The organism is Ruania zhangjianzhongii, assembly GCF_008000995.1.
Lineage (GTDB): Bacteria > Actinomycetota > Actinomycetes > Actinomycetales > Beutenbergiaceae > Ruania > Ruania zhangjianzhongii.
In genome coordinates this window covers 4418305-4444174 of record NZ_CP042828.1, presented here as the reverse complement: position 1 = coordinate 4444174, position 25870 = coordinate 4418305, and the positions used below count along the sequence as shown (strand labels likewise).

Genomic DNA, 25870 nt, shown 5'->3' with positions numbered 1-25870 from the left:
CACCCTTGCCATGACGAGGCGAGGTTAGGCGGCATGCGGCACCCCGAGATTGTGGAGGTCGCGGGCCACCTGGGCTGGTTCGTCCCGCAGTTCACGGCTGGTGCAGCGGACCACCGTCCGATTCCTGGCACTGATGGCCCGCTGGCGGGCGAGATCGTCCTCCCAGTGCTCGACCTCCATGTGGAACCCGCCGTCGACCTCGAGCACGAGGGTCCTGCCGTCGCCCAGTCGCCACTCGCAGTCGGTGTACCGGAGCCGTCCGGCGGCATCGAGTCGCTTGATCTGGCTCTGCGGTGGCGCCAGACCGAACTGACGGCACATCCGGCGCACATCCAGCTCGGCAGTTGAGTGCGCGCCACCGGCGATCTCGCGCAGCGCGGCCCGGAACCGCCCTCCCCAACGCAGTGGCGCCATCCGCTCCACCCAGCGCAGGAGCGCAGCCGGCGTAGTGAGCCCTTGCTGCACGACCGCGGCGAGCGCTCCCTCGGCGGTCCGGGTGGATCGCTGATAGGCGGCGAAGTGCAGGATGGCAGGCTCGAGTCGCATCAGCGGCAGCCCGCGCGAGGTGGTGCGCATCATCGGCAGGTCGCGTCGGGTCTCGACGAAGCGGATCCCAGCAATCGGCGCGCCGACGGTCGCCCCTCTGGGCACCACGATCGTGACGTCGTCTCGGTGCCAGTTCCGCAGCCCGAGCGTCTCAGCGGCGGTGAGGTCTCCCACGAGTGCCGGACCGTCGGTGTGCAGCACGCCTGCCCAGATGAGCTGCTCGCGGGTGAGCGCGCCGGTGTTCGTGGCGATCACGGTGGAACTGACCGCCGCCCAACGGTGGCTCGCCACCTGGTTGCGCACTCCCCAGCGATCGACGCCCAGTGCGCGCAACTGGGTCCGGGAGAGCATCCCGGCCTGCTGGGCGGCAAGGGGCCGCCATCGCTCATCGCCCATCCCGCCACGATGCCGGAACATGCGCCAGCGCGTGCTGGCCATCCACAGGCCCCGGTCGTCATGTCAGCCGTGCGCTATAGCGCACCCCTCACAGGACGACCCGAGGGGGTGGGAGAGTGGGGGCATGCGTATTGAAGCCGTGGTCGGGTACATCACCAGCCAGCAGGTCGACGCGGTGGTGAACGCGGCGAACTCGTCCCTGCTCGGTGGCGGTGGCGTGGACGGAGCGATCCATCGGGCCGCCGGACCGGACCTGCTCGCACAATGCCGCCGGCTGCGGGAGACCACCCTGGCGAACGGTCTGCCCGTCGGTCACGCGGTCTCCACCGGGGCGGGCCAGCTGCCCGCCCGATGGGTGATCCACACCGTCGGCCCGAACGCCCACGCCGGGCAGACCGATCCCGCACTGCTCGCCGGCTGCTTCACGTCCAGCCTGGACGTGGCCGAACAGATCGGAGCACGCAGCCTTGCCTTCCCGGCCATCAGCGCCGGCGTGTTCGGCTGGTCGATGGGCCAGGCCGCCCAGATCGGGGTGAGCGCTACGCAGGGCTGGCACCAGCACCACCCAGGCTCCGCCGTCGAGCTGGTGCGGTTCGTGCTGATCGACCAGGCGGCACAGACACAGTTCGCCGGTCATCTGCCCGGCTCCTGACACCCGGCCGGCCACCGGACCCCTTGTCAGGTCGAAGGTGTTCCCCTAGCCTCCCTGCACAGGGGAATGTGTTGTACCGCCCGATGTGGGGCATGAGGGGATTTTTCGATGCAGCGACGTTTCGCGTCTGCACTGGTACTCGCGAGCATGGTGGCGGCCGGGAGCCTGCTGCCGCTCGCACCGGCCACCGCCGACGAACCGGAGACCGACCGGCCGTCCTACCTGGGCAGGGAGCTCTATACCGGAGAGCTGCACTCGCACACCTCGGTCAGCGACGGGGTCGAACTACCCGGAGATGCGTTCGAGCATGTCGCCGGCCAGACCGACGCGGACTTCTTCACCGTCAGCGAGCACGATGTGATGTGGGACCTGCGCAACGGTGACGACTTCGTCGAGGACTGGCGCGATGCCGAGTCCGAGGAGTGGCGCTGGGTGCACGAGCAGGCCGAGCAGTACAACGCCGAACACGACGATCTCACCGCCGTACCCTCCATCGAGAACACCTGGTACGACGGCACCGGTCATATCAACGTGTTCAACACCGACTGGCACGCCACCGCCCGCGCCACCGAGCAGGGCAGTGTGGACGGCTACCCGAACGAGTTCGGCACCGGTGATCTGAAGTACGACATGTACACGTTCTTCGCCCGGCTCAAGCAGGACCCGGACGCCATCGCCCAGTTCAACCACCCGGACCCGTCGAACAAGGGCAACTTCTTCGGCTTCAACGGTCTGGACCCGGTGGTGGACGAGCGCATCGAGCTCATCGAGGTCAAGGATGAGGGCCAGTACGAACAGTTTCAGCTCGCGCTGGAGACCGGCTGGCACCTCGGACCGGTGTGGAACGGGGACGAGCACTCCGACAACTGGGTGACCTCGGACGAGTCGATCACCGGCATCTGGGCCGATGAGCACTCCACCGACGGGCTGTACGCCGCGATGCAGGACCGCAGTGTCTACTCCACCCAGGACGTCAATACCACCCTCGCCTTCGGTGCCGACGAGGCGATCATGGGCTCGATCCTGCCGGCCGGGACCACGGCGACGACGTTCGAGGTACAGCTGGCCGATCCGGACTCCGAGGACTCCTTCACCTCGGTGCAGCTGCTCACCAACGGCGGCGAGGTGGCACACACCTTCGACGACGTCGACGGCAACGAGCTCGAGCTCTCCCTCGAGCAGGACGTGGCCAACGGCGACTTCTACTACCTGCGCGCCGACCAGGCCGACGGCGACTTCGCGGTCTCCGCACCGATCTGGATCGGCGAGACCACCCGCGGCGCGAACTACGCCCCGGAGATCTCGGTGGACGGTGAGCTCCCGGAGAGCGTGACCTACGGCGAGCAGATCACCCTCCCCGAGGCGAGCGCGAGCGACGACTCCGGCGAGACTCCGGCCGTGAGCTACGAGGTGTATGACGCCGCCGGCGAGGTGCCGGTCTCCGACGGAGCGTTCCAGGTGCGCAGCTACGACGACCACTTCGTGGTGATCAAGGCCGAGGATGCGACCGGGAACATCAACGCCGAGCTGCTGCGGCTGCAGATCAACACCGCCGAGCTCGATCCGGACGGGGTGTTCCAGTACTTCGGCAGCACGGCCACTGTGGCCGACCAAGCCGATGGCAGTGGGCTCGCTGTGTCCACCGACCGGAGCATCGAGCAGGTCTACGCGCAGGTCCGGCCCGCGGACCAGGACGACTGGACGGCCGCCGACGTGCTCACCTCGACCAACGACCGGCCGTACGAGGTGAACACGATCGGCAACGACGAACCGGAGTATCAGCACTCGATCACCGGCCAGACGCTGCGCAGCCACGAGTTCGACGTGTCCGGGCTGGCCGAGGGGGAGAGGTACGCCTACCGGCTCGGAGTAGCCGTCGACGGCGAGGCTCCAGCGGCCTCTGATGCCGCGGCCTGGACCGAGGTACAGGGGGAGTTCGTGGCCGCCGGCGCGGACAACGAGCCGGTGTACGTGCTCGGGGACCTGCAGGCGACCACGCACGAGGCGGAGGATCTCGGCCTGCTGCGCGGGGTCCTGGACCAGCTCCAGGCCGAGCAGCCGGGTGGGCGCACAGTGCTGCAGACCGGCGACCTGGTGGACAACGGCGGACGCGGACAGTACTGGGACGAAGCCTTCGAGCATGTCTATGGCGGACTCGACCTGCAGGTCGCCCCGGTCGCGGGCAACCACGAGACCTACGGCGATCTGGACTACAACTCCCAGTCCGAGGAGTCCGCGGCGATCTTCTCGAACATGTACGACCTGCCCGACGGAGGTGCGATCGGGGAGAGCAACTACTCCTTCGACCGTGGCGATATCCACTTCGCCGTCCTCAACTCCACTGCCGGCCTCGAGGCCCAGCTCGCCTGGCTGACCGAGGACATCCGTTCCTCGACGGCGGACTGGAACGTCGTCGTCGGCCACTACTCCTACTACGGCGGTGAGCACGGCAACGACCCCGATCTGGCAGCGGATCGGCCCACGATCACCGCCGCCCTCGATCAGCTCGGTGTCGACCTCTACCTCGGCGCGCACGACCACGTCTACAAGCGCTCCACCATCTACGACGGACGTCTGGCCGAGACGCCGGAGGAGGAACAGCTCGGCACCACCTTCGTCACGATGGGCTCGGCCGGCCCCAAGTTCTACGACAACGACCCGCACTGGTGGGATGACGTCGTCTTCGACGAGGACACCCAGATGGGCGGCGTGCTCCAGGTGACCGAAGAGGGCCTGGAGCTGACCACCCGAACCATCGACGGCCGCACCGTGGATAGTTTCACCGTGACCAAGCCCAGCGAGCACTGGCGGGTCTCCTCCGCGCAGGTCGCCGAGGACCAGCTGGCCGGGGTGGGACTGCTCAGCTACCCCGGCAGCCGGGACGATCTCACCGTTGTCGCGGCTACCTATGACCGGGGCCAGGAGCAGATGAACGAGCTGCGCACCGTGGACGTCACCCTCGACCATCAGGGCCGGGAGCAGTACGTCACCTTCGAGGACCCGCTCCCGGTCGATACCAGTGAGACCGTGCGGGTGTTCGCCTGGGACCGCCTCGACTCGGGGGTTCCGCTCGCGCCCGCGATCACCGTGCGCGAAGGGATGGACGGTGGTGGCACACCCGAGGACCCGTACCTCGTGCAGAGCGCGACCGACCTGGCGAACCTCGCCAATGATCCCGACGGCGTCTATCGCCTCACCGGCGACCTGGACCTGAGTGCGGTGACCATGTCCCAGCTCGGCGGCCAGGTGCCGTTCACCGGAGTGCTCGACGGCGCCGGGCACACGATCAGCAACTACACCGCCCCACCGAACGAGGGGGTCGGGCTGTTCGCCGACAACGCCGGCACGATCCGGAACCTGACCGTGCACGGTGACGTCAGCACCGAGACCCGCAACGCAGGCCTGCTCGCCGACGTGAACCACGGCACGATCGAAGGAGTCCACACCTCGGGCTCGATCACCGCCGAGACGCGGGTGGCGGGCATCGTCGGTGAGCACCATGGCACGATCCGGGACAGCTACTCCACCGCCGATGTGCACGCCACAACCCTCTACTCCGGTGGTGCGGTCGGTATCGCGATGGGCGGCTCGGTGACCGAGAACGTCTTCGCCGCCGGGGCGGTGACCGCCGAGGACCGCAATGCCGGCGGCGTGGTCAGCTACGGCTACGAGGACACCTCGGTGCAGCACGTGGTGTCCCTGAACGCCGAGGTCACCTCCGGAAGCTACGCACACGCGATCGTCGGACGGGTGATGTCCGGGCAGAGCGCGGACCTGGCCGACAACCACACCAGTGCGGCGGTGCCGGTGACCGGGGAAACCCTCACCGACCCGCCGGCGGCGGACAACTGGAAGGGCGCCCAGGTCCCGGACGAGGAACTGCGGACGCAGGAGTTCTTCGCGGGCCTCGGCTGGGACTTCGACACCGTGTGGGCATGGGGTGAGGACGAGCAGCGGCCGGTGCTGCGTTCCGACGCGGGCGTGCGCGCGGATGGGCCCGCGCAGGCGCAGCAGGGTTCCGACGCCGCCGATGGTGCCGAGGAGATCAGTCACGAGGCGGTGCTCGGCCCGGACGGCATCACCGCGGTGACCGTGCACGCCGGCGAGCAGGCGGCCAGTGAACAGATCAGCGCGATCATCCTGGAGAACCGGGCGGACGCCCAGCGCACCCACCCTGACGACGTCGTCTACCTGAATCAGGGCGCGGCCGACGAGGCCGGTGACATCACCTGGCCGATGGCGCTCCCGGAGCCGCCGCGCGAGACCGGCTTCTGGATCGCGGTGGGTACCTCCGCCGACACCGAACGCTACGTGGCCCGGCTGGACGTCACCGGCTAGCCACCGGTCCGGAGCCGGCCGGAGCCGGCCGGAGAATGGCTCTGCCAGGTCACGACCTCATCTCAGCCTCTCTGCCGCTGGCGAACAGGGGCATGCCCAGGCCCCGGGCGCCGTTAGCCTGGATGACACACCGCCATGACCGCATGCGGTCCGGCCAGTGAGGGAGCACGAGATGTTCGAAAGATTTACCGACCGAGCCCGTCGGGTGGTCGTCCTCGCCCAAGAAGAGGCGCGGATGCTGAACCACAACTACATCGGCACCGAGCACATCTTGCTCGGCCTCATCCACGAGGGTGAAGGCGTTGCCGCCAAAGCGCTGGAATCGCTGAACATCTCCCTGGAAGCAGTACGCCAACAGGTGCAGGAGATCATCGGCGAGGGCCAGCAGGCCCCGAACGGGCACATCCCGTTCACCCCACGCGCCAAGAAGGTGCTGGAGCTGTCGCTGCGCGAGGCACTGCAGCTCGGCCACAACTACATCGGTACTGAGCACATCTTGCTCGGCCTGATCCGTGAGGGTGAAGGCGTTGCTGCGAAGGTGCTCACCAAGCTGGGCGCGGACCTGAACCGCGTCCGCCAGCAGGTCATCCAGCTGCTCTCCGGCTACCAGGGCAAGGAGCCGGTCTCCGCCGGCGGGCCGGCCGAGGGCACCCCCTCCGGCTCGGCCGTGCTGGACCAGTTCGGGCGCAACCTGACCCAGGCCGCTCGGGAGTCCAAGCTCGACCCGGTGATCGGGCGCACCAACGAGATCGAGCGGGTCATGCAGGTGCTGTCCCGCCGCACCAAGAACAACCCGGTGCTGATCGGTGAGCCCGGTGTCGGTAAGACTGCCGTGGTGGAGGGCCTGGCCCAGAACGTGGTGTCCGGTGACGTCCCGGAGACGCTGAAGGACAAGCAGCTCTACACCCTCGATCTCGGCGCGCTGGTGGCCGGTTCCCGCTACCGCGGTGACTTCGAGGAGCGGCTGCGCAAGGTGCTCAAGGAGATCCGCACCCGCGGGGACATCGTCCTGTTCATCGACGAGATCCACACCCTCGTCGGCGCTGGTGCCGCCGAAGGCGCTATCGACGCCGCCAGCATCCTCAAGCCGATGCTGGCCCGTGGTGAGCTGCAGACCATCGGTGCCACCACACTCGATGAGTACCGCAAGCACATCGAGAAGGATGCCGCCCTGGAGCGCCGGTTCCAGCCGATCCAGGTGGACCAGCCGACGCTGGCGCACACGATCGAGATCCTCAAGGGCCTGCGGGACCGGTACGAGGCGCACCACCGGGTCACCATCACCGACGCTGCGCTGTCCGCGGCGGCGAACCTGGCCGACCGGTACGTCAACGACCGGTTCCTGCCGGACAAGGCGATCGACCTGATCGACGAGGCCGGTGCACGGCTGCGGATCCGCCGGATGACCGCACCGCCGGAGTTGCGCGCTCTCGACGAGCAGATCGCCGAGACCCGGCGCAGCAAGGAGTCCGCGATCGACGACCAGGACTTCGAGCGTGCCGCGCGTCTGCGGGACGAGGAGAAGACCCTCTCCGCCACTCGCGTGGACAAGGAGAAGGCCTGGAAGTCCGGCGACATGGACAACGTGGCCGAGGTGGACGAGGAGCTGATCGCCGAGGTCCTCGCCAACTCCACCGGCATCCCGGTGTTCAAGCTCACCGAGGAGGAGTCCTCCAGGCTGCTGCGGATGGAGGATGAGCTGCACAAGCGGATCATCGGCCAGGACACGGCGGTCAAGGCGCTCTCCCAGGCGATTCGCCGCACCCGTGCGGGCCTGAAGGACCCGAAGCGCCCCGGCGGCTCGTTCATCTTCGCCGGCCCCACCGGCGTCGGGAAGACCGAGCTGGCCAAGGCGCTCGCCGAGTTCCTGTTCGGTGACGAGGATTCGCTGATCCAGCTGGACATGAGTGAGTACTCCGAGAAGCACACCGTGTCCCGGATGTTCGGGTCACCGCCCGGATACGTCGGCTACGAAGAGGGTGGCCAGCTCACCGAGAAGGTGCGCCGCCGTCCGTTCTCCGTGGTGCTGTTCGACGAGGTGGAGAAGGCGCACGCCGATATCTTCAACTCGCTGCTGCAGATCCTCGAGGACGGTCGCCTCACCGACGCCCAGGGCCGGATGGTGGACTTCAAGAACACCGTGATCATCATGACCACCAACCTCGGTACCCGGGACATCGCCAAGGGCCTGATCACCGGGTTCCAGGCCGGTGGCGACCTGTCCACCAGCTACGACCGGATGAAGACGAAGGTCAACGAAGAGCTCAAGCAGCACTTCCGGCCCGAGTTCCTCAACCGGGTGGATGACGTGATCGTCTTCCCGCAGCTGTCCCAGGAGGAGATCCACCAGATCGTGGACCTCATGGTCGGCCAGCTCGCCGAGCGGTTGGCGGACAAGGACATGGCCATCGAGCTCACCGAGGCTGCCCACCAGCTGATCGCCGAGCGCGGCTACGACCCGGTGCTCGGCGCCCGGCCGCTGCGTCGCGCGATCCAGCGGGAGATCGAGGACCAGCTCTCGGAGAAGATTCTCTACGGCGAGCTGCACGCGGGTCAGAAGATCATCGTGGACGCGGTCGGCGAGGGTCTCCTCGGCGAGTTCACCTTCACCGGTGTGGACAAGTCGACGGAGGAAGACAAGGAGCCGCTCGCGGTGGGTGCGGGGTCAGCCCCGCAGTTGCCGGAGGCGCCCTCCGGCGAGTAGTCACCGGATCGCCGGGCCCGGTCGGGTCCGGCGGTTCGCCGCCTGAACCGGTCAGTTGGCGACGGCGGAGCGCACCTGATCGAGGCCGGTCACCCCACGGGGTGGCCGGCCTCGCTGCGTCTGCCCTGGCCGCGGGTCGCGGTGGAGCTCGGCGCCGACCGGCCGGTCAGGCGCGGTGGAGTTCGAGCCAGCGGTCGGCGAGCAACCGGTGGCCTGCCTCGGTGAGGTGGACGCCGTCGTGGGCGAGGGCCTCGGCACCGGTGCGAGCTGCGACCTCGGCGAGCGGGCCGTCGGTGGCCAGGTAGTCGGTACCGAACTCGGCGGCGAGGCGGCGCACCACCTGGATCTTCGGGTCCAGGTCCTCCCGCCAGGCCCACTGGTCCTCGCGCACCGGCAGCAGGAACGGCTCGACCAGCACGATCCGTTCGATCCCGGCCTCGCGGGAGCGGGTGAGGATGTCCCGGTAGCCGCTCTCGTAAACCTCGGCAGACGTCGGGTCGTCGGAGTCGTAGCGCCGCCAGGTGTCGTTGATACCGATCATGATCGAGAGCACCACAGGATCGTGCGCCAACACATCCGCCTGCCAGCGGGCCTGCAGGTCCTTGACCCGGTTGCCGCCGATGCCGGTGTTGATCACCCGCTCCTCCGGCAGGCCCGCGGCCACGAGCGCGGCATAGCCGCTCCCCAGGCTGGCGATGTCGTCACGGTCACGGCCGCAGTCGGTGATCGAGTCACCGGTCAGAAGGATCGTCACGATTGCCGACCCTACCGCGCAGCCTTCCGCTGTGAACGATGCCGACGGCGCGCCGGGCGACCGGGGTGCTGACCGGAGGGCCGCCGTTGCGTGAGCGCAACATGTCCTGTTGCTCGGCTGGGCGGGCGGGTGTGACGCTACGCACCATCTTCGTGTTCTGGCTCGCCATGGTGGACACTGGACCACAGGGCCGCGACCGATCGCGCCCAGCATCGCGGTTTCGGGTGCGCCGGCTGGACGCCAGGCAGCACACATGAAGTCTCTGCGGTGAACCACGACCCGCGGAGTACCTCTTGTCTGCACCATCTTCGTCTGCCCAGAGCTTCATCGAGCTGGGCGTTCCCACCGGCCTGGTGGACTCGCTCGCCGCACGCGGCATCGACAGCCCGTTCCCGATTCAGTCCGCCACGCTCGCCGACACTCTCGCCGGGCGAGACGTGCTCGGCCGCGGCCGCACCGGCTCCGGGAAGACCCTCGCGTTCAGTCTGCCGATGGTCGCCAACCTCACCGGCAAGCGGGCGCGGCGTGGCCGGCCCCTCGGCCTCGTGCTCGCCCCCACCCGCGAGCTGGCCAGCCAGATCGGCGCCACCCTCACCCCGCTCGCCCAAGCAGCCGGACTGCGCACCACCGTGATCTTCGGCGGCGTCGGCCAGGGCCGTCAGGTCGAGGCCCTCAACGCTGGCGTCGAAATTCTCATCGCCTGCCCCGGCCGTCTCGAGGACCTGCGTGGACAGGGCCACCTGCACCTGGACGCCGTCGAGATCACCGTGCTCGACGAGGCCGACCACATGGCCGACCTCGGCTTCCTGCCGGTGGTCCGCCGCATTCTGGACGCCACCCCCGCGAAGGGGCAGCGGATGCTGTTCTCCGCCACCCTGGACCGTGGCGTGGACGTCCTGGTGAAGCGCTACCTGGACCGGCCGCTGCAGCACTCGGTGGACCCCGAGTCCTCGCCAGTCACCGAGATGACCCACCACATTCTCGAGGTGGGCGACCCGGGGGCCAAGCGGGCGCTGGTCGAGCAGCTCGCCTCCGGTCGGAACCGCCGGCTGCTGTTTACGCGCACCAAGCACCAGGCGCGCAAGCTCGCCCGGCAGCTCACCGCCAGCGGCATTCCCGCCGTCGACCTGCACGGGAACCTGAGCCAGAACGCACGCGAGCGCAACCTGGACGCCTTCTCCACCGGTGCCGTGCGGGTGCTGGTGGCCACCGACATCGCGGCCCGCGGTATCCACGTGGACGAGATCGACCTCGTGGTGCACGTGGACCCGCCGGCGGAGCACAAGGCCTACCTGCACCGCTCCGGCCGGACCGCCCGCGCGGGCTCGGGCGGGACCGTGGTGACGATCATGCTCAGCGAGCAGCGTGGCGATATGCGCCAGCTGCTGCGCGCGGCGAAGATCTCCGCCCGGCCGCAGGCGCCGAGCTCCGACCTGGTGGACCAGCTGGTGGGCGAGGTGGCACCTCGGGTCGCTCCGGAGAACGCACCGGCCGCGGCGGCGCGCAAGCCGGCCCCTGCCGGTCAGGCCCGTTCCGGTGGCAACGGACCGGGAGGGCGTCCTCGTTCGGGTCAGGGCGGTGGCGGCAATGACTCCACCGGACGCTCCGGGCGTTCGCGCCGGCGTCGTAACCCGGCACCGGCAGCAGGCGCTCCGCAGCGCCCGCCGGCCGGCGCCTCGCATACTCGCGGTGGGGCCGACGACGCACCGCGCCCGTCCCGGCGGCGGCGGTCCGCGCCGGGCGACCAGCCCCGGTACGCAGCGCTAAGGCGGTACCGAGGCACGCGTAGCCGGGTCGAGGTGGGCTCGCCCAGACGGCGCCGCCCAGACGATGCCGCCCGGCGGCGCCTGCCCGGCGGCGCCTGCCCGGCGGCGCCTGCCTGCGGGGAGAGTGCCCGTCCCGGCCGGGCGGCGCACCCTGGCCAGCCTCCGACCGCCGTCGAGGGACCTGAACTGCCCTCTGCGGTGGGGCCCTCGAAATCCCCCACGCGACGGAGGTGCCGCACGGCGGCCCGAGCGGATACTGGGCGGTATGCGTCGTGGCTGGTGGTGGCTCCTTCTCGCCGTGGTGGTCATCGCGGTGGTGATCACTTTTGCCCTCGACGGGGACTGGGGCCTCGCCGGCGGGTACGGGCTGGTCATGCTGGCCTTCCTGCTCTGGTCCTTCCCCTGGCGGGGTCGCAGAGCGATCGGCCACAGCAAGCTGCAAGAGCAGCCCGCTGACTCCCCGGCACGAGCCGTGGTGGTCTACTGGCGTCCGGGCTGCCTGTACTGCAGTGCGCTACGACGGCGATTGGGTCGGTCGCGTACGGCTGTCACCTGGATCAACATCTGGGCCGATGACGAGGCTGCTGCGTACGTACGCAGCGTCAATGGCGGAAACGAGACAGTCCCGACCGTGGTGATCGACGGCGTCGCGCATACCAATCCATCTGTAGATGTGGTGCGGGAGGGGCTCCCGGCCTGATCCTGGCTGTGGCTGTGGCTGTGGCTGTGGCTGTGGCTGTGGCTCGTGGCATGGCCGTAGCTGTGGCCCGACGTGGCCGACGCGGCCCGGCCGGAACTGCGCACGCTGCCTCCCGGTAGCATCGGCGATGCGAGTGTGCCGGGTTTGGTCAGCGCACACCTGGAGCCATCGACGTGAGGGAGCGGCGCGTGTCGAGCAGTGCGCGAGTGCGGCCGGGGATGAACGACGTCGCTACGTTGGCCGGAGTCTCGCACCAGACCGTCTCCCGTGTGCTCAACGACCACCCGAACGTGCGCCCGGCGACCCGCGAGCGCGTGCTCGCCGCGATCGCCGAGCTCGGCTACCGGCGCAACAGCGCCGCCCGTGCCCTGGTCACCCGGCGGTCCGGGACGATCGGGATCGTCACCACCGGGTCGATGCAGTACGGCCCGGCGACGACTCTGGCGGTGCTGGAGCAGTCCGCCCGCGCCGCCGGTTACTTCGTCACGGTGGCGATGGCACCCGACCCGAGTCCCGAGACGCTCACCCAGGTGCTCGACTCGCTGATGGACCAGGCAGTGGAGGGCGTGGTGGTGATCGCACCGGTGGAACAGGTGGCACGCGCTGCCCAGGTGGTCTCTGCCCAGCTCCCGGTACTGCTGATCTCCGCAGCTGGTGCCGAGGAGTTCGAGCCGCCGGTGCTGCACGTGGATCAGGCCGCCGGGGTGCGGCTGGTGACCCGGCACCTGCGCGAGCTCGGCCACCACGATCTCGTCCAGGTCACCGGGCCGCCGGAGTGGTTCGACGCCCAGGTGCGTTGCCGCGCGTGGCACGAGGCTCTCGCCGAGGAGGGGCTCACCCCGCGCGTCGACCTGCACGGGGACTGGAGTGCAGCCTCCGGCTACGCGGCCGGGCGCGAGCTGCTCGCCGACGTGCCCAGTGCCGTCTTCGCCGGCAACGACCAGATGGCCCTGGGGATCCTGCACGCCTTCGCCGAGGCAGGGGTGCGGGTGGGGGAGCAGGTGAGCGTGGTGGGGTTCGACGATGCCGTCGGTGCCGATCATTACATCCCGCCGCTGACCACGGTCCAACAGGACTTCCAGGCTCTGGGCAGGCGGGCGATCGAGCTCCTGGTCACCCAGATCGCCGGGGGAGAGGCGCTGCCCGAGCCCGTGACGCCGTCGCTGGTGGTGCGGGCCAGCACCGGTCCGGCGCCGGCGGAGTAGCGATGTTTACCTCCACCGAAGAGGAGAACCGGCGACTGCTGCGCGCCCGGGACGCACTCGATCGGGACTTTGCCCAGCCGTTGGACGTCCCGGCGGTGGCCGCCCTTGCGTACATGTCCCCGGCGCACTTTATCCGGCGGTTCTCCCGACTGTTCGGTGAGCCCCCACACCGGTACCTGCAACGCCGGCGGATCGAGCGGGCCTGCGCGATGTTGCGCGATACTCGGGTGACGGTGACCGAAGTCTGCTTCGCCGTCGGTTTCAACAGCCTGGGGACGTTCAGCCGGACGTTCACCGCGATCATCGGTCGAAGCCCCAGCCAGTACCGGCAGGACGCCGTGCCACAACCGGTGCCCGGCTGCTTCACCAGAGCGTGGTCCAGACCGAGCAGTTTCGGATAAGCACCCGGACGGCCCGGCGCCCTACCGTTGCAGACATGTTCACCGGAATCAGCATTCACTCCGTCTATGTCCACGACCAGCAGCAGGCCCTCGACTTCTACGTCGGCACCCTCGGCTTCGAGGTGAGCGCCGACGTCGACATGGGTTTCATGCGCTGGCTCACCGTCGCCGTCCCGGCACAGCCGGACCGGCAGATCCTGCTCGAGGTGCCGGCCGCGCCGATGATGCCCGAGGCCACGGCAGCCACCCTGCGTGAGCTCGTCACGCAGGGAGCGATGGGCGTCGCTGCGATCCTCACCACCGACGACTGCCGAGCGACCTACGCGGCGCTGCGCGCCAAGGGGGTGGAGTTCATCGAAGAGCCCACCGAGCAGCCGTACGGAATCGACTGCGCGCTGCGCGACCCGTTCGGTAACCACATTCGCATCACCCAGCCGATGGCGATGACCGAGGTCACCCAGGACGACCTGGACCGCTGGGCTGCCGCCCGCCCGCAGTAACCCCACCCCAAACAGGTCGTCATGTCAGCCGTGCGCTATAGCGCACTGTGGTGTCTCGTGACATCGGTGACACTTTGTCATTTGACTTCGGTAACACTATGACGGGTTCCTGCGGCGGTAGCCAGGGTGACCGGTGAGGGTGATCTGGGTGGTGAGTTGGTTACCGATGAAGACGGCCAGGTGTCGGTTCTGGCGGATGACCAGGGCGGGTTGACCGGCGTGTTTGCGGCCCACGCTGAATTGTTCGCGGTTTACTGCCAGACACCCGCTGGCCGAGACCCTCGCGCGGGTGATCATCGGGGTGTTCGCAGCGCTGTTGGTGCCGGGCCCATCTAGCGGGCCGAGGGCGTAGCGCTGGGCCGGAGTGAGCCCGGCTAGGTGTTTCTTGCGACGCTTGTGGTTGTAGTGCTGGCGGTACTGGTCGAGCTGGGTTTGCAGGTCGGCGATGTTCTCGGCACGGGGTTGCTTGCGCAGCCACTTCAGTACCGTCTGGTGGGCTCGTTCGTCCTTGCCGCAGGTTTGAGGGTGCCTCACGCTGCTGGTGATGGCACACACCCCTACCGCGGTCAGGTTCTCCTCCAGTCGGCTGGTCCAGCCGCGGCGGCGTCCGGAGAACGCGCTGCCGTTATCGGTCAGGAACAGGCGCGGGATGCCATGTTCGCTCAGGGCCCCAGCAACGGTGTTCCAGACATCGAGGGAGTTCTCGCTGCGGACCGCGGTCAGGGCCAGGTCGTAGCGGGAGCAGTCATCGAGCAGTTCCAGTACCACTACCGTGTGCCCGTCGGCCAGGTCCCACTCGAACCCGTCCATCTGCCATCGGGTGTTAGAGGCCTCGGCCTCGAACCGGCGCCAGGAGCGACGGGGGCGACGCTGCGGTATCGCCACGATCATTCCGCGACGCTCCAGGATCCGGTTGATCGTGGCGCGTGAGGGCAGCGGCTGGACGCTGTCCCACCGGTCGGGGTGGTCCTGGAGCCAGTAACCGATCTGGTCCGCGCCGGCGTCCCAGCCCCCATCATCGAGTTCCTTGCGAGCCAGCACCACCGCGTCCTGGACCGCTGGCCTGACCGCCCGCGGGTTACCGCGCGGACGACGAGAACGCGGAAAGAACCCCTCGACACCCTCCTCGGCATAGCGTTTGCGGTACTTATAGAACGTCTTCGTCGTTGTCCCGATCCGCGCGCACTCCGCACGCACGTTGAACGACTCCCCACCCACATACCGCGCCACCAACGCCGCCAGCTCCGGACCCACCGGTACCCCATCTCTGGTCATGCCCCAGCATCAAGGGCAAGACCCCTCCGGTGTCACCGATGTGGTGAGACTTCCACCGCTACCGATCTCGTGAGCCTTCACAGTGCGCTATAGCGCACCCCTGACATGACGACCTCTTGGTTCTTCCGGTTGTGAGCGCTAACATCGGGGACGAGCCCAGCACGTGCGCCCCACGTCATAGCATCGAGGCGCTGGCCGACACGCGGCCCACGCACCGAAGCCCACTGCGAGGACCCCATGACCGAGAACCCCCAGGACAGCTACACCATCGGCGTCGACTACGGCACGCTCTCCGGCCGTGCCGTAGTGGTGCGGGTAGCCGACGGCGCTGAGCTCGCCAGTGCCGAGCACGTCTACCCGCACGCGGTGATGGACGCCGCACTCACCGCCTCCGACCACCAGGCGCTCCCGCCGGAGTGGGCGCTGCAGGTACCCGCCGATTACGTCGAGGTACTGAAGACCGCCGTTCCAGCCGCGATCACGGAGGCCGGTATCGACCCGGCGCAGGTGATCGGCATTGCCGCCGACTTCACCGCCAGCACCGTGCTCCCCACGACCGCCGACGGCACTCCGCTGTGCCAGCAGGAGCGGTTTGCCGACCGGCCGCACGCCTACGTCAAGCTGTGGAAGCACCACGCCGCACAGCCGCACGCGGACCGCATCAACGCTCTCGCCACCGAACGCGACGAGGCGTGGCTGCCCCGCTACGGCGGCCTGATCTCCTCCGAGTGGCAGTTCGCCAAGGGTCTGCAGCTGCTCGAGGAGGATCGGGAGATCTACGACGCCACCGCGCACTGGGTGGAGGCCGCGGACTGGATCGTCTGGCAGCTGTGCGGGCGCTACGCGGCGAACGCCAGCACCGCCGGGTACAAGGGCATCTACCAGGACGGCGCCTACCCGAGCGAGGAGTTCCTCGGCGCCCTGAACCCCGACTTCGCCTCCTTTGCCGCGGACAAGCTCCCGCACGAGATCTTCCCGCTCGGTTCCCGCGCCGGATCGCTGACTGCCGAGGCTGCCGGCTGGACCGGTCTGCCCGAGGGGATCGCTGTGGCGGTGGGCAACGTCGACGCGCACGTCACGTTGCCCGCAGCCAACGCGGTCGAGCCGGGCAAGCTGGTGCTGATCATGGGCACCTCCACCTGCCACGTGGTCAACAGCGAGAACCTGCACGAGGTCCCGGGGATGTGCGGTGTGGTGGACGGCGGCGTCAGCGCCGGCCGGTACGGCTACGAAGCCGGCCAGTCCGCTGTGGGGGACATCTTCGGTCATTTCGTGGCCACCGGGGTGCCGGCCGCCTACGCCGAGGCCGCTGCCGCGGCCGGACAGTCCGTGCACGCCTATCTCACCGATCTTGCCGCCGCCCAACCGATCGGCGGGCACGGCCTGGTCGCGCTGGACTGGCACAACGGCAACCGGTCGGTGCTGGTGGACACCGAGCTCTCCGGTCTGGTGCTCGGCCAGACCCTGGCCACCCGGCCCGAGGACATCTACCGGGCCTTGCTCGAAGCCACCGCGTTCGGCACTCGCACCATCGTGGAGACGTTCGTCAGCTCCGGGGTGCCGATCACCGAGCTCGTGGTGGCCGGCGGGCTGTTGAAGAACACCTTCCTGATGCAACTCTACGCCGATGTGACCGGACTGCCGCTGAGCACCATCGTCTCCACGCAGGGCCCGGCGTTGGGCGCAGCCATCCACGCCGCTGTGGCCGCCGGCGCCTACCCCGAGGTGCAGTCCGCCGGCGAAGCGATGGGCGAACGGGTGATCGGGGCCTACCAGCCGGATCCGGAGGCCAGGGCTGCCTATGACGCGCTGTACGCGGAGTACACCCAGCTGCACGACTACTTCGGCCGGGGTGGCAACGACGTGATGCGCCGGCTGAAGAAGATCCGTCGCGAAGCGCTCACCGGGACCGAGGGCGACGGCGCAGCTCCAGTTCTCGAGGCGCCGGACGAGCTGGCATGAGCTCACCTGGGTGGACGTGGCCCGCGCGCGGCCAGACCTGCCCGGTGGCAGCACCCGGACCGACGAGGAGAGAACACCGTGACTGATCAGACCGAGGCGAGCTCCGCCGTCGCCGGCAGGATGACCAGACCGGGCGCGGCGAGCGGCGAACGCCTGGTGCTCACCGACCTGCCCGAAGCGGTACAGCAGGCCGTGGCCGCATGCCGGGACCGGGTGGCGCGCCTGCACGCCGAGCTCACCCGCTACCAGCTGGTGGTCTGGACCGCGGGGAACGTGTCCGAGCGGGTGGTCGCCCCCGGCAGCGACGTGGAGCTGTTCGTGATCAAGCCCTCCGGAGTGTCCTACGACGAGCTGACTGCGGAGTCGATGGTGGTGTGCACGCTGGACGGGTCGAAGATCGTGGACGGGACACCCGAGACCCTCACCCCCTCCTCGGACACTGCCGCGCACGCCTACGTGTACCAGCACATGCCAGAGGTCGGCGGTGTGGTGCATACCCACTCCACCTACGCCACCGCCTGGGCCGCCCGGGGTGAACCGATCCCGTGCGTGATCACGATGATGGCCGACGAGTTCGGCGGTGAGGTGCCGGTGGGCCCGTTCGCGCTGATTGGGGACGACTCGATCGGGCGCGGCATCGTGGAGACCCTGCGGACCAGCCGCTCCCGCGCCGTGCTCATGGCCGGGCATGGCCCGTTCACGATCGGCAGGGACGGCCGCGATGCGGTCAAGGCCGCGGTGATGTGCGAGGACGTGGCGCGCACCGTGCACATTGCGCGCCAGCTCGGCGAGCCGGAGCCGATCGCTCAGACCGACATCGACGCCCTGTACGACCGGTACCAGAACGTCTACGGCCAACGCGCCGACAGCCCCGAGGAGCAGCAGTGAACAACCCCTTTGCCGGCCGCGAGATCTGGTTCCTCACCGGGAGCCAGGACCTCTACGGCGAGGACACTCTGGAGCAGGTGGCCGCCCAGTCCCAGGAGGTCGCCCGGCTGCTGGACGACTCCGGCGAGGTCCCGGTGCGGATCGTGTGGAAGCCGGTGCTCAAGGACGCCGCCTCGATCCGCCGGGCCGCCCTGGACGCCAACGCGGACGACGCCTGCATCGGTGTGATCACCTGGATGCACACCTTCTCCCCGGCGAAGATGTGGATCTCCGGACTGGACGTGCTGCGCACCCCGCTGCTGCACCTGCACACCCAGGCGGGTATGGAGCTGCCCTGGGCCGAGATCGACATGGACTTCATGAACCTGAACCAGGCCGCCCACGGCGACCGGGAGTTCGGCTACGTGGCGGCGCGGCTCGGGGTGGCGCGCAAGATCGTGGTCGGGCATGCCTCGGACGCCCGGGTGCAGACCGAGGTGGCCACCTGGGCCCGCGCGGCCACCGGTTGGGCGGCGCTGACCGGGATGAAGCTGGCCCGGTTCGGGGACAACATGCGCGGCGTCGCGGTCACCGAGGGGGACAAGACCGAGGCGGAGCTGCGGTTCGGGGTCTCGGTGAACACCTGGGGGGTGAACGACCTGGTGGCCGCGGTCGACGCAGTGGAGGACGCGGCGATCGATGCCCTCGTGGCCGAGTACTCAGGCGCCTATGACGTGGCGCCCGAGCTGCTGCCCGGCGGGGACCGGCACTCCTCGTTGCGCTACGCCGCCCGGCAGGAGGCGGGGCTGCGTTCGTTCCTGGCGGCGGGTAGCTTCGAGGCGTTCACCACCAACTTCGAGGATCTTGGCGGGCTGCGCCAGCTTCCGGGACTGGCGGTGCAGCGGTTGATGGCTGACGGGTACGGTTTTGGCGCCGAGGGCGACTGGAAGACCGCGATCCTGGTGCGGCTGGCCAAGGTGATGGGCTACGGCCTGCCCGGTGGGGCCTCGCTGATGGAGGACTACACCTACGAGCTCACCCCGGGGAAGGAGAAGATCCTCGGCGCGCACATGCTGGAGATCTGCCCGTCGCTGACCACGGCGCGCCCGCGCGTGGAGATCCACCCGCTCGGGATCGGGGACCGGGAGGACCCGGTGCGGATGGTCTTCGATGCCGATACTGGCGAAGGGCTCGTGGTGGCGCTCAGCGATATGCGGGAGAGGTTCCGCCTGGTCGCGAACGAGGTGGACGTCGTCGGGCCGGATGCCGAGCTGCCGAAGCTGCCGGTCGCTCGCGCGGTGTGGGTGCCGCGCCCGGACTTCCGCACCTCTGCCCGGGCCTGGCTCACCGCCGGCGGGGCGCACCACACGGTGATGACCACGGCCCTGGGGATCGAGGTCTTTGAAGACTTCGCCGAGATCGCTCGTACCGAGCTGGCCGTGATCGACGAGACGACGACGGTCCGCGCCTTCCAGCGCGAGCTGCGGTGGAACCAGGTCTACTACCGGATGACCGCGGGGGTCTGACGCGGCGCGGCGCTGGTGCACGGAGGGGCGCGCGGCGCTGGTGCACGGAGGGGTACGCGGCGCTGGTGCGCGGAGGGTCTCTTGTTGCACTGAGGTGTTCTTCTTGCACCTCCATGTGACAGAAGAGCCTCCGTGAACGGTGGCGCTGCCGGGCGTGGGTGGGTGGCGCTACCGGGCGTGGGTGGGTGGCGCTGCCGTGCGTGGGTGGGTGGCGCTGCCGGGCGGTGCGCTGGTGCCTCTAGGATGGTGCTGCTCAGCCGCGATAGGCTGGCGTGAATCGTTTCATGATCAGGGTCCGGTCTGGCCGGGCCGACGCGTAGGAGAGGTACGGATGGTCCAGCGTCGAATCCCGAAGGTGCGCGATCTGGCACCCCTGCTGCAGTTCAAGAAGCCGGAGCTGGATGGGCGCAAGCGCCGCCTGGCCGCCGCGTACACCATTGACGACCTGCGCACGATCGCCAAGCGCCGCACCCCGAAGGCGCCCTTCGACTACACCGACGGCGCTGCCGAAGGCGAGCTCTCCTTGGCTCGGGCGCGGCAGGCGTTCCAGGACATCGAGTTCCACCCGGCGATCCTGCGCGACGTCTCCGCCGTGGACACCTCCACCACCGTCCTCGGTGGCCACTCGGCGCTGCCGTTCGGTATCGCCCCCACCGGGTTCACCCGGATGATGCAGTCCGAAGGGGAGCTCGCCGGAGCCGGGGCCGCCGGGGCCGCCGGGATCCCCTACGCGCTGTCCACGATGGGCACCAGCTCGATCGAGGATGTGGCCGCGGCCAACACCGGCGGCCGGAACTGGTTCCAGCTCTACATGTGGAAGGAGCGGGAACGGTCGATGGCGCTGGTCGAGCGGGCCGCCCAGGCCGGCTTCGACACACTGCTGGTGACCGTGGACACCCCGGTGGGTGGGGCGCGGCTGCGGGACTCGCGCAACGGCATGACCATCCCGCCGAGCCTGACGCTGAAGACGGTGCTGAACGCCGCTCCGCGGGCGCAGTGGTGGTTCGACTTCCTCACCACCGAGCCGCTGGCGTTCGCCTCGCTGGACCGCTGGTCCGGGACGGTAGCCCAGTTGCTGGACACCATGTTCGACCCGACCGTGGACTTCGACGACCTGCGCTGGGTCGCCCAGCAGTGGCCCGGCAAGGTGGTGGTCAAGGGCATCCAGAGCATGGAGGACGCGCGCCGGGTCGCGGAGATCGGCGTGGATGGCATCGTGCTGTCCAACCACGGCGGCCGTCAGCTGGACCGCGCCCCGATCCCGTTCCGTCTGCTGCCCCAGGTGGCGCGCGAGTTCGGCGACGCCTACGAGATCATCCTGGACACCGGGATCATGAACGGTGCGGACATCGTGGCGGCCATCGCGCTCGGCGCCGACTTCACGATGATCGGGCGGGCCTACCTGTACGGGCTGATGGCCGGTGGCCGGCAGGGGGTGGACCGGACGATCGAGATCCTGCGCGGGGAGATCGAGCGCACGATGAAGCTGCTCGGCGCCCCGACGCTGGCCGACCTCACCCCCGAGCACGTCACCCAGCTGCAGCGCCTGAGCCCGGTCGCCGGGGACGTGACGAGGGTCTGACCGCGTCCCGGCCGCGCAGCTGCAGCGCCAGTCCCACGAGGCACTGCCCGAGCGCGATCACGGTGAACACGGCGAGCGGCACCTGCCAGCCGCCGCTGGTCTCCTGGAGCAGCCCGAAACTCACCGGCCCGATCCCGGCCAAGGTGACACCGACGGTCTGACTCATCGAGGACACCGCTGCTGCGTGCGCGGTGGAGCGGGCGAAGGACACGATCAGCGTGTAGGCCACTCCCACACTTGCCCCCTGACCCAGGCCGAGCAGTATCGCGGCGAGAAGGTCCAGCTCCGGCGCCACGGCCAGCAGGCCGAGGCCGAGTGCCACCGGAACCGGCGACGCGATCCGGAGCACCCGGGCACCGGTCGGCCGCTGGGAGAGCACCGGCACCACGAACGAGGCCGGGATCGCCACGATGCTGGTGATCGCGGTGACCGCGCCGGCGACCGTGCTGCTGGTCCCACCCGCGGCCAGCACGCTCGGCAGCCACGTGGTGGTGGTGTAGAACGCCAGCGAGGTGAGGGCGAGGTAGGTGGTGATCAGCCACGCCTGGCTCTCCCGCAGGACAGTGCCCAGACCGGTCGCCGAGTCCGGGACCGGCGCCGGCCCGCCAGCGGGCGCGTCCCCGGCGGCCGAGCCCTGTCCGGCGGAGCCCTGTCCGGCCGAGCCCGACTCGCGGCGGTGCGCCACCAGCCAGCAGACCAGCCCGAGCAGGGGCACCAGAGCCCACACGGCCAGCGGTCCCCGCCATGGCGAACCCAGCGCTGCACCGATCGGCACGGTCAGGCCGGCCGCCAGCGCGGGTCCGAGACTGAGGCCTGCGGTATACAACGCCGTGACGAATGCCGGTTTGCGAGCCCCCACCTCGCGCACCACCGCCGGCGCCAGCACGCTCGCGATCGCGACGAACATCCCGAGCACCAGCGTGCCGCCGGCGAGCATCACCGTGCCCGGCAGTGACCTGAGGACCGCGCCGACGGCCGACCCCAGCAGGGCGAGCGCGATGAGCCGGTTCAGCCCGAGCCTTCGCTGCAGTGAGGGAACCATCGGCGCAACCAGCACGAAGCAGAGCAGCGGTCCGGTGGTGAGCAGGGAGAGCATCGTCGGGGTGAGCTGAGTGTCCGCGGCGATAGCGGGCAGCACCGGTCCAACTGCTGTGGTCGGCACCCGAAGCGTCAGGGTGAGCAGCAGGAGAGTCGTGAGTACTACGGCCGTGCGGCCGGGACTTCCAGATGGGGTCAGGCCGACGATGCCCGCACCACCAGCTCCGGTTCGAACTCCACCTGCTCCGCCTCCGGCCCCGAGGAGCGGCGCGACAGCAGCATGTCTGCCGCGGTCCAGCCGAGCGTGTGCATGGGCTGGCGCACCGAGGTCAGTGCCGTGGTGAGCATCGAGGCGAACAGGACGTCGTCGTAGCCCACCACCGCCATCTCGCCCGGGATGTCGACCTCCAGCTCGCGCAAGGCGCGCAGCGCACCGAGTGCGGCGAAGTCGTTCGCACAGAACATCGCGGTGGGCCGCGGCCCTGAGCGACCCCAGAGCTCGTGCACTCCGGCGTCACCGGCATCGGCATTCAGCGTCTCCAGCGCGACCTCCTCAAGCACCTCGGCCGGGTCCAGGCCGTGAGCGTGCAACGTGCGGAAGACGCCGTCGCGCCGGTCCACGCACTGCGGCAGGTTGAGCGGACCGTTCAGGAACGCGAACCGGCGGTGCCCCTGGGTGATCAGGTGCTCCATCGCGAGCGAGGCGCCCCGGACGTCGTCGACCGCGACCGAGGCGAGGTCCGGCACCGGTGAGGTGTGGTCCAGCAGCACCACATCGATCCCGTGGTCGCGCAGCCGCAGCAACGAGTCCAGGCTGCCGTGGCTCGGGGTGGCGATCACGCCGCGAACGCCGCGCTCCTCGAACAGGCGCAGGAACCGGGCCTCTCGTTCCGGGTTCTCGTCCGAGCTGCACAGCATCAGCGTGTGGTCGTCCTGCGCCAACCGGTCCTCGATACCCCGGGCCATCTCGGTGAAGAACGGGTTGGCGATGTCCAGCACCACGGCGCCGACGGTGGACACCTCGCCGCTGCGCAGCTGGCGCGCGGAGGCGTTGCGGACGAAGTTCAGCTGATTGATCGCCTGCTCGACCTTCGCCCGGGTGCGCTCGGAGACGCTGTCCGGCCGGTTCAGCACGTTGGACACGGTGCCGACCGATACGCCGGCGTGCTTGGCGACGTCGGTGACGCTGGGCCGTCGGGTGGCCTGGGTCTGGTTCGGCATCGTGCTCCCAAGAAGTCGATCGGTGGGGCGGCCGATTCCGATCGAGGATCGGGCGGCTCCGCTGCCCCGGGGTGAGTGTATCGATTCAGTCCGGCTGGTGGGTCGGGCCCGGGCCTCGTGTTCCCTCGGTCGGTGCCACCAGGACCTGGCCGATCCGAGAGGCCAGGTCGTCGCGCGCTCCGGTCGGGAGGTGGTCGTCGGTGACCAGCACGTGCGCGGCGGCCAGCTCGGCGATCGTGCTCAGGCCGATCTTGCCCCATTTGGAGTGGTCGGCCACCACCACGAGCCGCCGGGTCGAGCGCACCAGCGCGCGGTTGGTCTCCGCTTCCATCAGGTTCGGTGTGGTGAACCCGGCGCCGAGGTCCATCCCGTGCACCCCCATGAACACGAGGTCACAGTGCAGCTGCTCCAGCGCGCGCACGGCCACCGGTCCGACCAGGGCGTCCGAGGGGGTGCGGATCCCGCCGGTGAGGATCACCGTGCGGCGTGCATCGCCCACGGTGAACTCATCGCCGATGCGCAGCGAGTTCGTCACGATGGTCAGATCGGGCACGTGCCGGAGCTCGCGGGCCAGGGTCCAGGTGGTGGATCCGCCGGACAGGCCCACGCACATCCCCGGGTGCACGAGCTCGGCGGCGCTGCGGGCGATCGCCTCCTTCTGCGTGATCCGCCGGTTCGAGGTCTCGGCGAACGCGAGCTCCTCGGTGTCGCTGGCGCGCGGCATGGTTGCCCCGCCGCGCACCCGGCGCAGTGTGCCGCCGGCTTCGAGCCGCTCCAGGTCGCGCCGGATCGTCATCGCGGACACCTCGAGACGCTCGGCCAGGTCCCGCACGCTGACCGATCCGTAGCGGCGTACTTCGTCCAACACTCGCCGACGGCGGTCGGTCACCAGCACGCGCACCCTCCAGGTCCTCAGGCCCTCGCTCAGTCTGGCACGGCGGCGGCGTCCCACCTGCGCCATCGGAGGCAACTTCCGGGATCGGAGCCAAGGTAGAACCTGGCTCCGATCCCGGAAGTTGCCTCCGTGACCGATGGGGGTGCGAGGGGCCTGGCCGCACCCTCACTCGCCCCTTCGCCCTCCCCGCGCCCACCTTGACGCCACGGCGCGCGCCCTCGTAAGGTTCTAGTATGTGATGAATCGTTTCAGAGTTGAGTCGCGATCATTCGTCCACCTGCCCCGTTTGGAGTATTCGCCCCTATGACCAGCACGGTTCCCGTCGCCCAGGACGTGCGCGACGCGCTCGCCGCCCAGACCATCGAGCTGCCCTCCTGGGCCTTCGGCAACTCGGGGACGCGGTTCAAGGTGTTCTCCCAGCCCGGTGTCCCGCGCGACCCCAAGGAGAAGCTGGCCGACGCTGCGCAGGTGCACGCCTACACCGGCGCCGCCCCGCGAGTGTCCCTGCACATCCCGTGGGATCTGGTGGACGACTTCGAGGACCTGGCCGCCTACGCCGACGGCCTCGGCGTGCAGATCGGGATGATCAACTCCAACGTCTTCCAGGATGAGGACTACAAGCTCGGCTCCCTCACCAACGCCGACCCGGCGATCCGGAAGAAGGCGATCGACCACCACCTGCACTGCATCGAGGTGATGAAGGCCACCGGTTCGACCGACCTCAAGCTCTGGCTCCCCGATGGCACCAACTACCCGGGCCAGGACTCGATCCGCGGTCGGCAGGAGCGCCTGGCCGACTCGCTGCAGCAGATCTACGCGGGCCTCGCCCCGCACCACCGGATGGTGATCGAGTACAAGTTCTTCGAACCGTACTTCTACACGATGGACATCCCGGACTGGGGCACGTCCCTGACTCACTGCCTGGCACTGGGGGACCAGGCCATGGTGGTCCTGGACACCGGACACCACGCGCCGGGAACGAACATCGAGTTCATCGTCGCCCAGCTGCTCCGCCTGGGGAAGCTCGGTGCCTTCGACTTCAACTCCCGTTTCTACGCCGATGACGACCTCATGGTCGGTGCCGCGGACCCGTTCCAGCTGTTCCGGATCATGCACGAGATCGTCGACGGCGATGCGCTGCGGGCGGACTCGGGCGTCACCTTCATGCTCGATCAGTGCCACAACATCGAGGACAACATCACCGCCCAGATCCGCTCGGTGATGAACGTCCAGGAGGCCACCGCCAAGGCGCTCCTGGTCGATCACGCTGCGCTGCGCGAGGCGCAGCTCGGCGGTGACGTGCTCGGCGCGAACGAGATCTTCATGGACGCCTACAACACCGACGTCCGCCCGCTGCTGGCAGAGATCCGCGAGGAGAAGGGCCTCGCACCCGACCCGGTCCGCGCCTATCGCGCCTCCGGCTACGGCGAGAAGATCGCCGCCGAGCGAATCGGCGGCGCCCAGGCCGGCTGGGGCGCCTGACCGGCATCAGCCGAGAGGGCCCGTCCGGCTGGTCACGCCCCGTCACCAGCTCGACGAGCA

The 25870-nt window shown here is 69.3% G+C and carries 19 protein-coding genes; 13 read left to right on the top strand and 6 right to left on the bottom strand.

Annotated features, from left to right (window positions below; translation table 11 throughout):
• Positions 1-24: 24 nt before the first annotated feature.
• Positions 25-942: a PDDEXK family nuclease gene (locus tag FU260_RS20480; RefSeq protein WP_147918726.1), complete on the bottom strand. Its 918-nt coding sequence runs from the start codon at positions 940-942 to the stop codon at positions 25-27.
• 124 nt (positions 943-1066) lie between these two features.
• Between FU260_RS20480 and FU260_RS20475 the strand changes: the two genes are divergently transcribed.
• The 3 genes from FU260_RS20475 to FU260_RS20465 all read left to right on the top strand — a co-directional run bounded on the left by FU260_RS20475 (position 1067) and on the right by FU260_RS20465 (position 8636).
• Positions 1067-1594, top strand: a complete 528-nt coding sequence (locus FU260_RS20475; protein WP_147918725.1) for an O-acetyl-ADP-ribose deacetylase — start codon at positions 1067-1069, stop codon at positions 1592-1594.
• Positions 1595-1702: 108 nt separating this feature from the next.
• Positions 1703-5932 carry a metallophosphoesterase gene (locus FU260_RS20470; RefSeq protein WP_147918724.1) on the top strand — a complete coding sequence of 1410 codons (4230 nt, stop codon included), beginning with the start codon at positions 1703-1705 and terminating at the stop codon, positions 5930-5932.
• A 172-nt stretch (positions 5933-6104) separates the two neighbouring features.
• Positions 6105-8636, top strand: coding sequence for an ATP-dependent Clp protease ATP-binding subunit (locus FU260_RS20465; RefSeq protein WP_147918723.1), 2532 nt, complete (start codon positions 6105-6107; stop codon positions 8634-8636).
• Positions 8637-8802: 166 nt separating this feature from the next.
• On the opposite strand, the gene FU260_RS20460 is transcribed toward FU260_RS20465, so the two are convergent.
• Positions 8803-9390, bottom strand: a complete 588-nt coding sequence (locus tag FU260_RS20460) for an SGNH/GDSL hydrolase family protein (RefSeq protein ID WP_235912464.1) — start codon at positions 9388-9390, stop codon at positions 8803-8805.
• 293 nt (positions 9391-9683) lie between these two features.
• Between FU260_RS20460 and FU260_RS20455 the strand changes: the two genes are divergently transcribed.
• The 5 genes from FU260_RS20455 (at position 9684) to FU260_RS20435 (ending at position 13962) form a co-directional block, all read left to right on the top strand.
• Positions 9684-11612: a DEAD/DEAH box helicase gene (locus FU260_RS20455; RefSeq protein WP_244951252.1), complete on the top strand. Its 1929-nt coding sequence runs from the start codon at positions 9684-9686 to the stop codon at positions 11610-11612.
• Positions 11530-11856 carry a glutaredoxin domain-containing protein gene (locus tag FU260_RS24270; RefSeq protein ID WP_147919644.1) on the top strand — a complete coding sequence of 109 codons (327 nt, stop codon included), beginning with the start codon at positions 11530-11532 and terminating at the stop codon, positions 11854-11856. The genes FU260_RS20455 and FU260_RS24270 overlap by 83 nt, the downstream gene beginning before the upstream one ends.
• Positions 11857-12044: 188 nt before the next feature.
• Positions 12045-13061: a LacI family DNA-binding transcriptional regulator gene (locus FU260_RS20445; protein WP_235912462.1), complete on the top strand. Its 1017-nt coding sequence runs from the start codon at positions 12045-12047 to the stop codon at positions 13059-13061.
• Between the two features lie 2 nt (positions 13062-13063).
• On the top strand, positions 13064-13462 hold the full coding sequence (locus tag FU260_RS20440) for a helix-turn-helix domain-containing protein (protein WP_147918722.1): 399 nt from the start codon (positions 13064-13066) through the stop codon (positions 13460-13462).
• 35 nt (positions 13463-13497) lie between these two features.
• The gene (locus FU260_RS20435; RefSeq protein ID WP_147918721.1) at positions 13498-13962 is read left to right on the top strand and encodes a VOC family protein; all 465 of its coding nucleotides are present in this window, start codon (positions 13498-13500) and stop codon (positions 13960-13962) included.
• A 96-nt stretch (positions 13963-14058) separates the two neighbouring features.
• On the opposite strand, the gene FU260_RS20430 is transcribed toward FU260_RS20435, so the two are convergent.
• Positions 14059-15237, bottom strand: coding sequence for an integrase core domain-containing protein (locus FU260_RS20430; RefSeq protein WP_147918720.1), 1179 nt, complete (start codon positions 15235-15237; stop codon positions 14059-14061).
• Positions 15238-15474: 237 nt separating this feature from the next.
• On the opposite strand from FU260_RS20430, the gene araB reads away from it, so the two are divergent.
• The 4 genes from araB (at position 15475) to FU260_RS20410 (ending at position 21174) form a co-directional block, all read left to right on the top strand.
• Positions 15475-17199, top strand: a complete 1725-nt coding sequence (gene araB / locus FU260_RS20425; RefSeq protein ID WP_147918719.1) for a ribulokinase — start codon at positions 15475-15477, stop codon at positions 17197-17199.
• A 120-nt stretch (positions 17200-17319) separates the two neighbouring features.
• A complete protein-coding gene (locus FU260_RS20420; RefSeq protein ID WP_147919642.1) occupies positions 17320-18087 on the top strand; it encodes an L-ribulose-5-phosphate 4-epimerase in 768 nt (255 codons plus the stop codon).
• A complete protein-coding gene (araA, locus tag FU260_RS20415; protein ID WP_147918718.1) occupies positions 18084-19592 on the top strand; it encodes an L-arabinose isomerase in 1509 nt (502 codons plus the stop codon). Before FU260_RS20420 ends, araA begins: the two co-directional genes overlap by 4 nt.
• A 331-nt stretch (positions 19593-19923) precedes the next feature.
• Complete coding sequence (locus FU260_RS20410) at positions 19924-21174, top strand: alpha-hydroxy acid oxidase (RefSeq protein WP_147918717.1); 1251 nt, start codon at positions 19924-19926, stop codon at positions 21172-21174.
• Here the strand turns inward: FU260_RS20410 and FU260_RS20405 are convergent.
• From FU260_RS20405 to FU260_RS20395, 3 genes are all read right to left on the bottom strand, one after another.
• Positions 21122-22348 carry an MFS transporter gene (locus FU260_RS20405; RefSeq protein ID WP_268957807.1) on the bottom strand — a complete coding sequence of 409 codons (1227 nt, stop codon included), beginning with the start codon at positions 22346-22348 and terminating at the stop codon, positions 21122-21124. The genes FU260_RS20410 and FU260_RS20405 overlap by 53 nt on opposite strands.
• A gap of 59 nt (positions 22349-22407) precedes the next feature.
• A complete protein-coding gene (locus FU260_RS20400) occupies positions 22408-23433 on the bottom strand; it encodes a LacI family DNA-binding transcriptional regulator (protein WP_147918715.1) in 1026 nt (341 codons plus the stop codon).
• 85 nt (positions 23434-23518) lie between these two features.
• Positions 23519-24334 carry a DeoR/GlpR family DNA-binding transcription regulator gene (locus FU260_RS20395; protein ID WP_328593012.1) on the bottom strand — a complete coding sequence of 272 codons (816 nt, stop codon included), beginning with the start codon at positions 24332-24334 and terminating at the stop codon, positions 23519-23521.
• 297 nt (positions 24335-24631) lie between these two features.
• Here FU260_RS20395 and rhaI point away from each other — a divergent pair, with 297 nt between their 5' ends.
• Entirely contained in the window at positions 24632-25810 is a 1179-nt protein-coding gene (gene rhaI / locus FU260_RS20390) for an L-rhamnose isomerase (protein ID WP_147918713.1), read from the top strand.
• Positions 25811-25870: the final 60 nt, after the last annotated feature.

What these genes read in the sequence shown, in the direction of transcription:
- FU260_RS20480 (WP_147918726.1), bottom strand. Translation starts at nt 942, where the DNA reads ATGGGCGATGAGCGATGGCGGCCCCTTGCCGCCCAGCAGGCCGGGATG.
- FU260_RS20475 (WP_147918725.1), top strand. Translation starts at nt 1,067, where the DNA reads ATGCGTATTGAAGCCGTGGTCGGGTACATCACCAGCCAGCAGGTCGAC.
- FU260_RS20470 (WP_147918724.1), top strand. Translation starts at nt 1,703, where the DNA reads ATGCAGCGACGTTTCGCGTCTGCACTGGTACTCGCGAGCATGGTGGCG.
- FU260_RS20465 (WP_147918723.1), top strand. Translation starts at nt 6,105, where the DNA reads ATGTTCGAAAGATTTACCGACCGAGCCCGTCGGGTGGTCGTCCTCGCC.
- FU260_RS24270 (WP_147919644.1), top strand. Translation starts at nt 11,530, where the DNA reads ATGCTGGCCTTCCTGCTCTGGTCCTTCCCCTGGCGGGGTCGCAGAGCG.
- FU260_RS20440 (WP_147918722.1), top strand. Translation starts at nt 13,064, where the DNA reads ATGTTTACCTCCACCGAAGAGGAGAACCGGCGACTGCTGCGCGCCCGG.
- FU260_RS20435 (WP_147918721.1), top strand. Translation starts at nt 13,498, where the DNA reads ATGTTCACCGGAATCAGCATTCACTCCGTCTATGTCCACGACCAGCAG.
- FU260_RS20430 (WP_147918720.1), bottom strand. Translation starts at nt 15,237, where the DNA reads ATGACCAGAGATGGGGTACCGGTGGGTCCGGAGCTGGCGGCGTTGGTG.
- araB (WP_147918719.1), top strand. Translation starts at nt 15,475, where the DNA reads ATGACCGAGAACCCCCAGGACAGCTACACCATCGGCGTCGACTACGGC.
- FU260_RS20420 (WP_147919642.1), top strand. Translation starts at nt 17,320, where the DNA reads ATGACCAGACCGGGCGCGGCGAGCGGCGAACGCCTGGTGCTCACCGAC.
- FU260_RS20410 (WP_147918717.1), top strand. Translation starts at nt 19,924, where the DNA reads ATGGTCCAGCGTCGAATCCCGAAGGTGCGCGATCTGGCACCCCTGCTG.
- FU260_RS20400 (WP_147918715.1), bottom strand. Translation starts at nt 23,433, where the DNA reads ATGCCGAACCAGACCCAGGCCACCCGACGGCCCAGCGTCACCGACGTC.
- rhaI (WP_147918713.1), top strand. Translation starts at nt 24,632, where the DNA reads ATGACCAGCACGGTTCCCGTCGCCCAGGACGTGCGCGACGCGCTCGCC.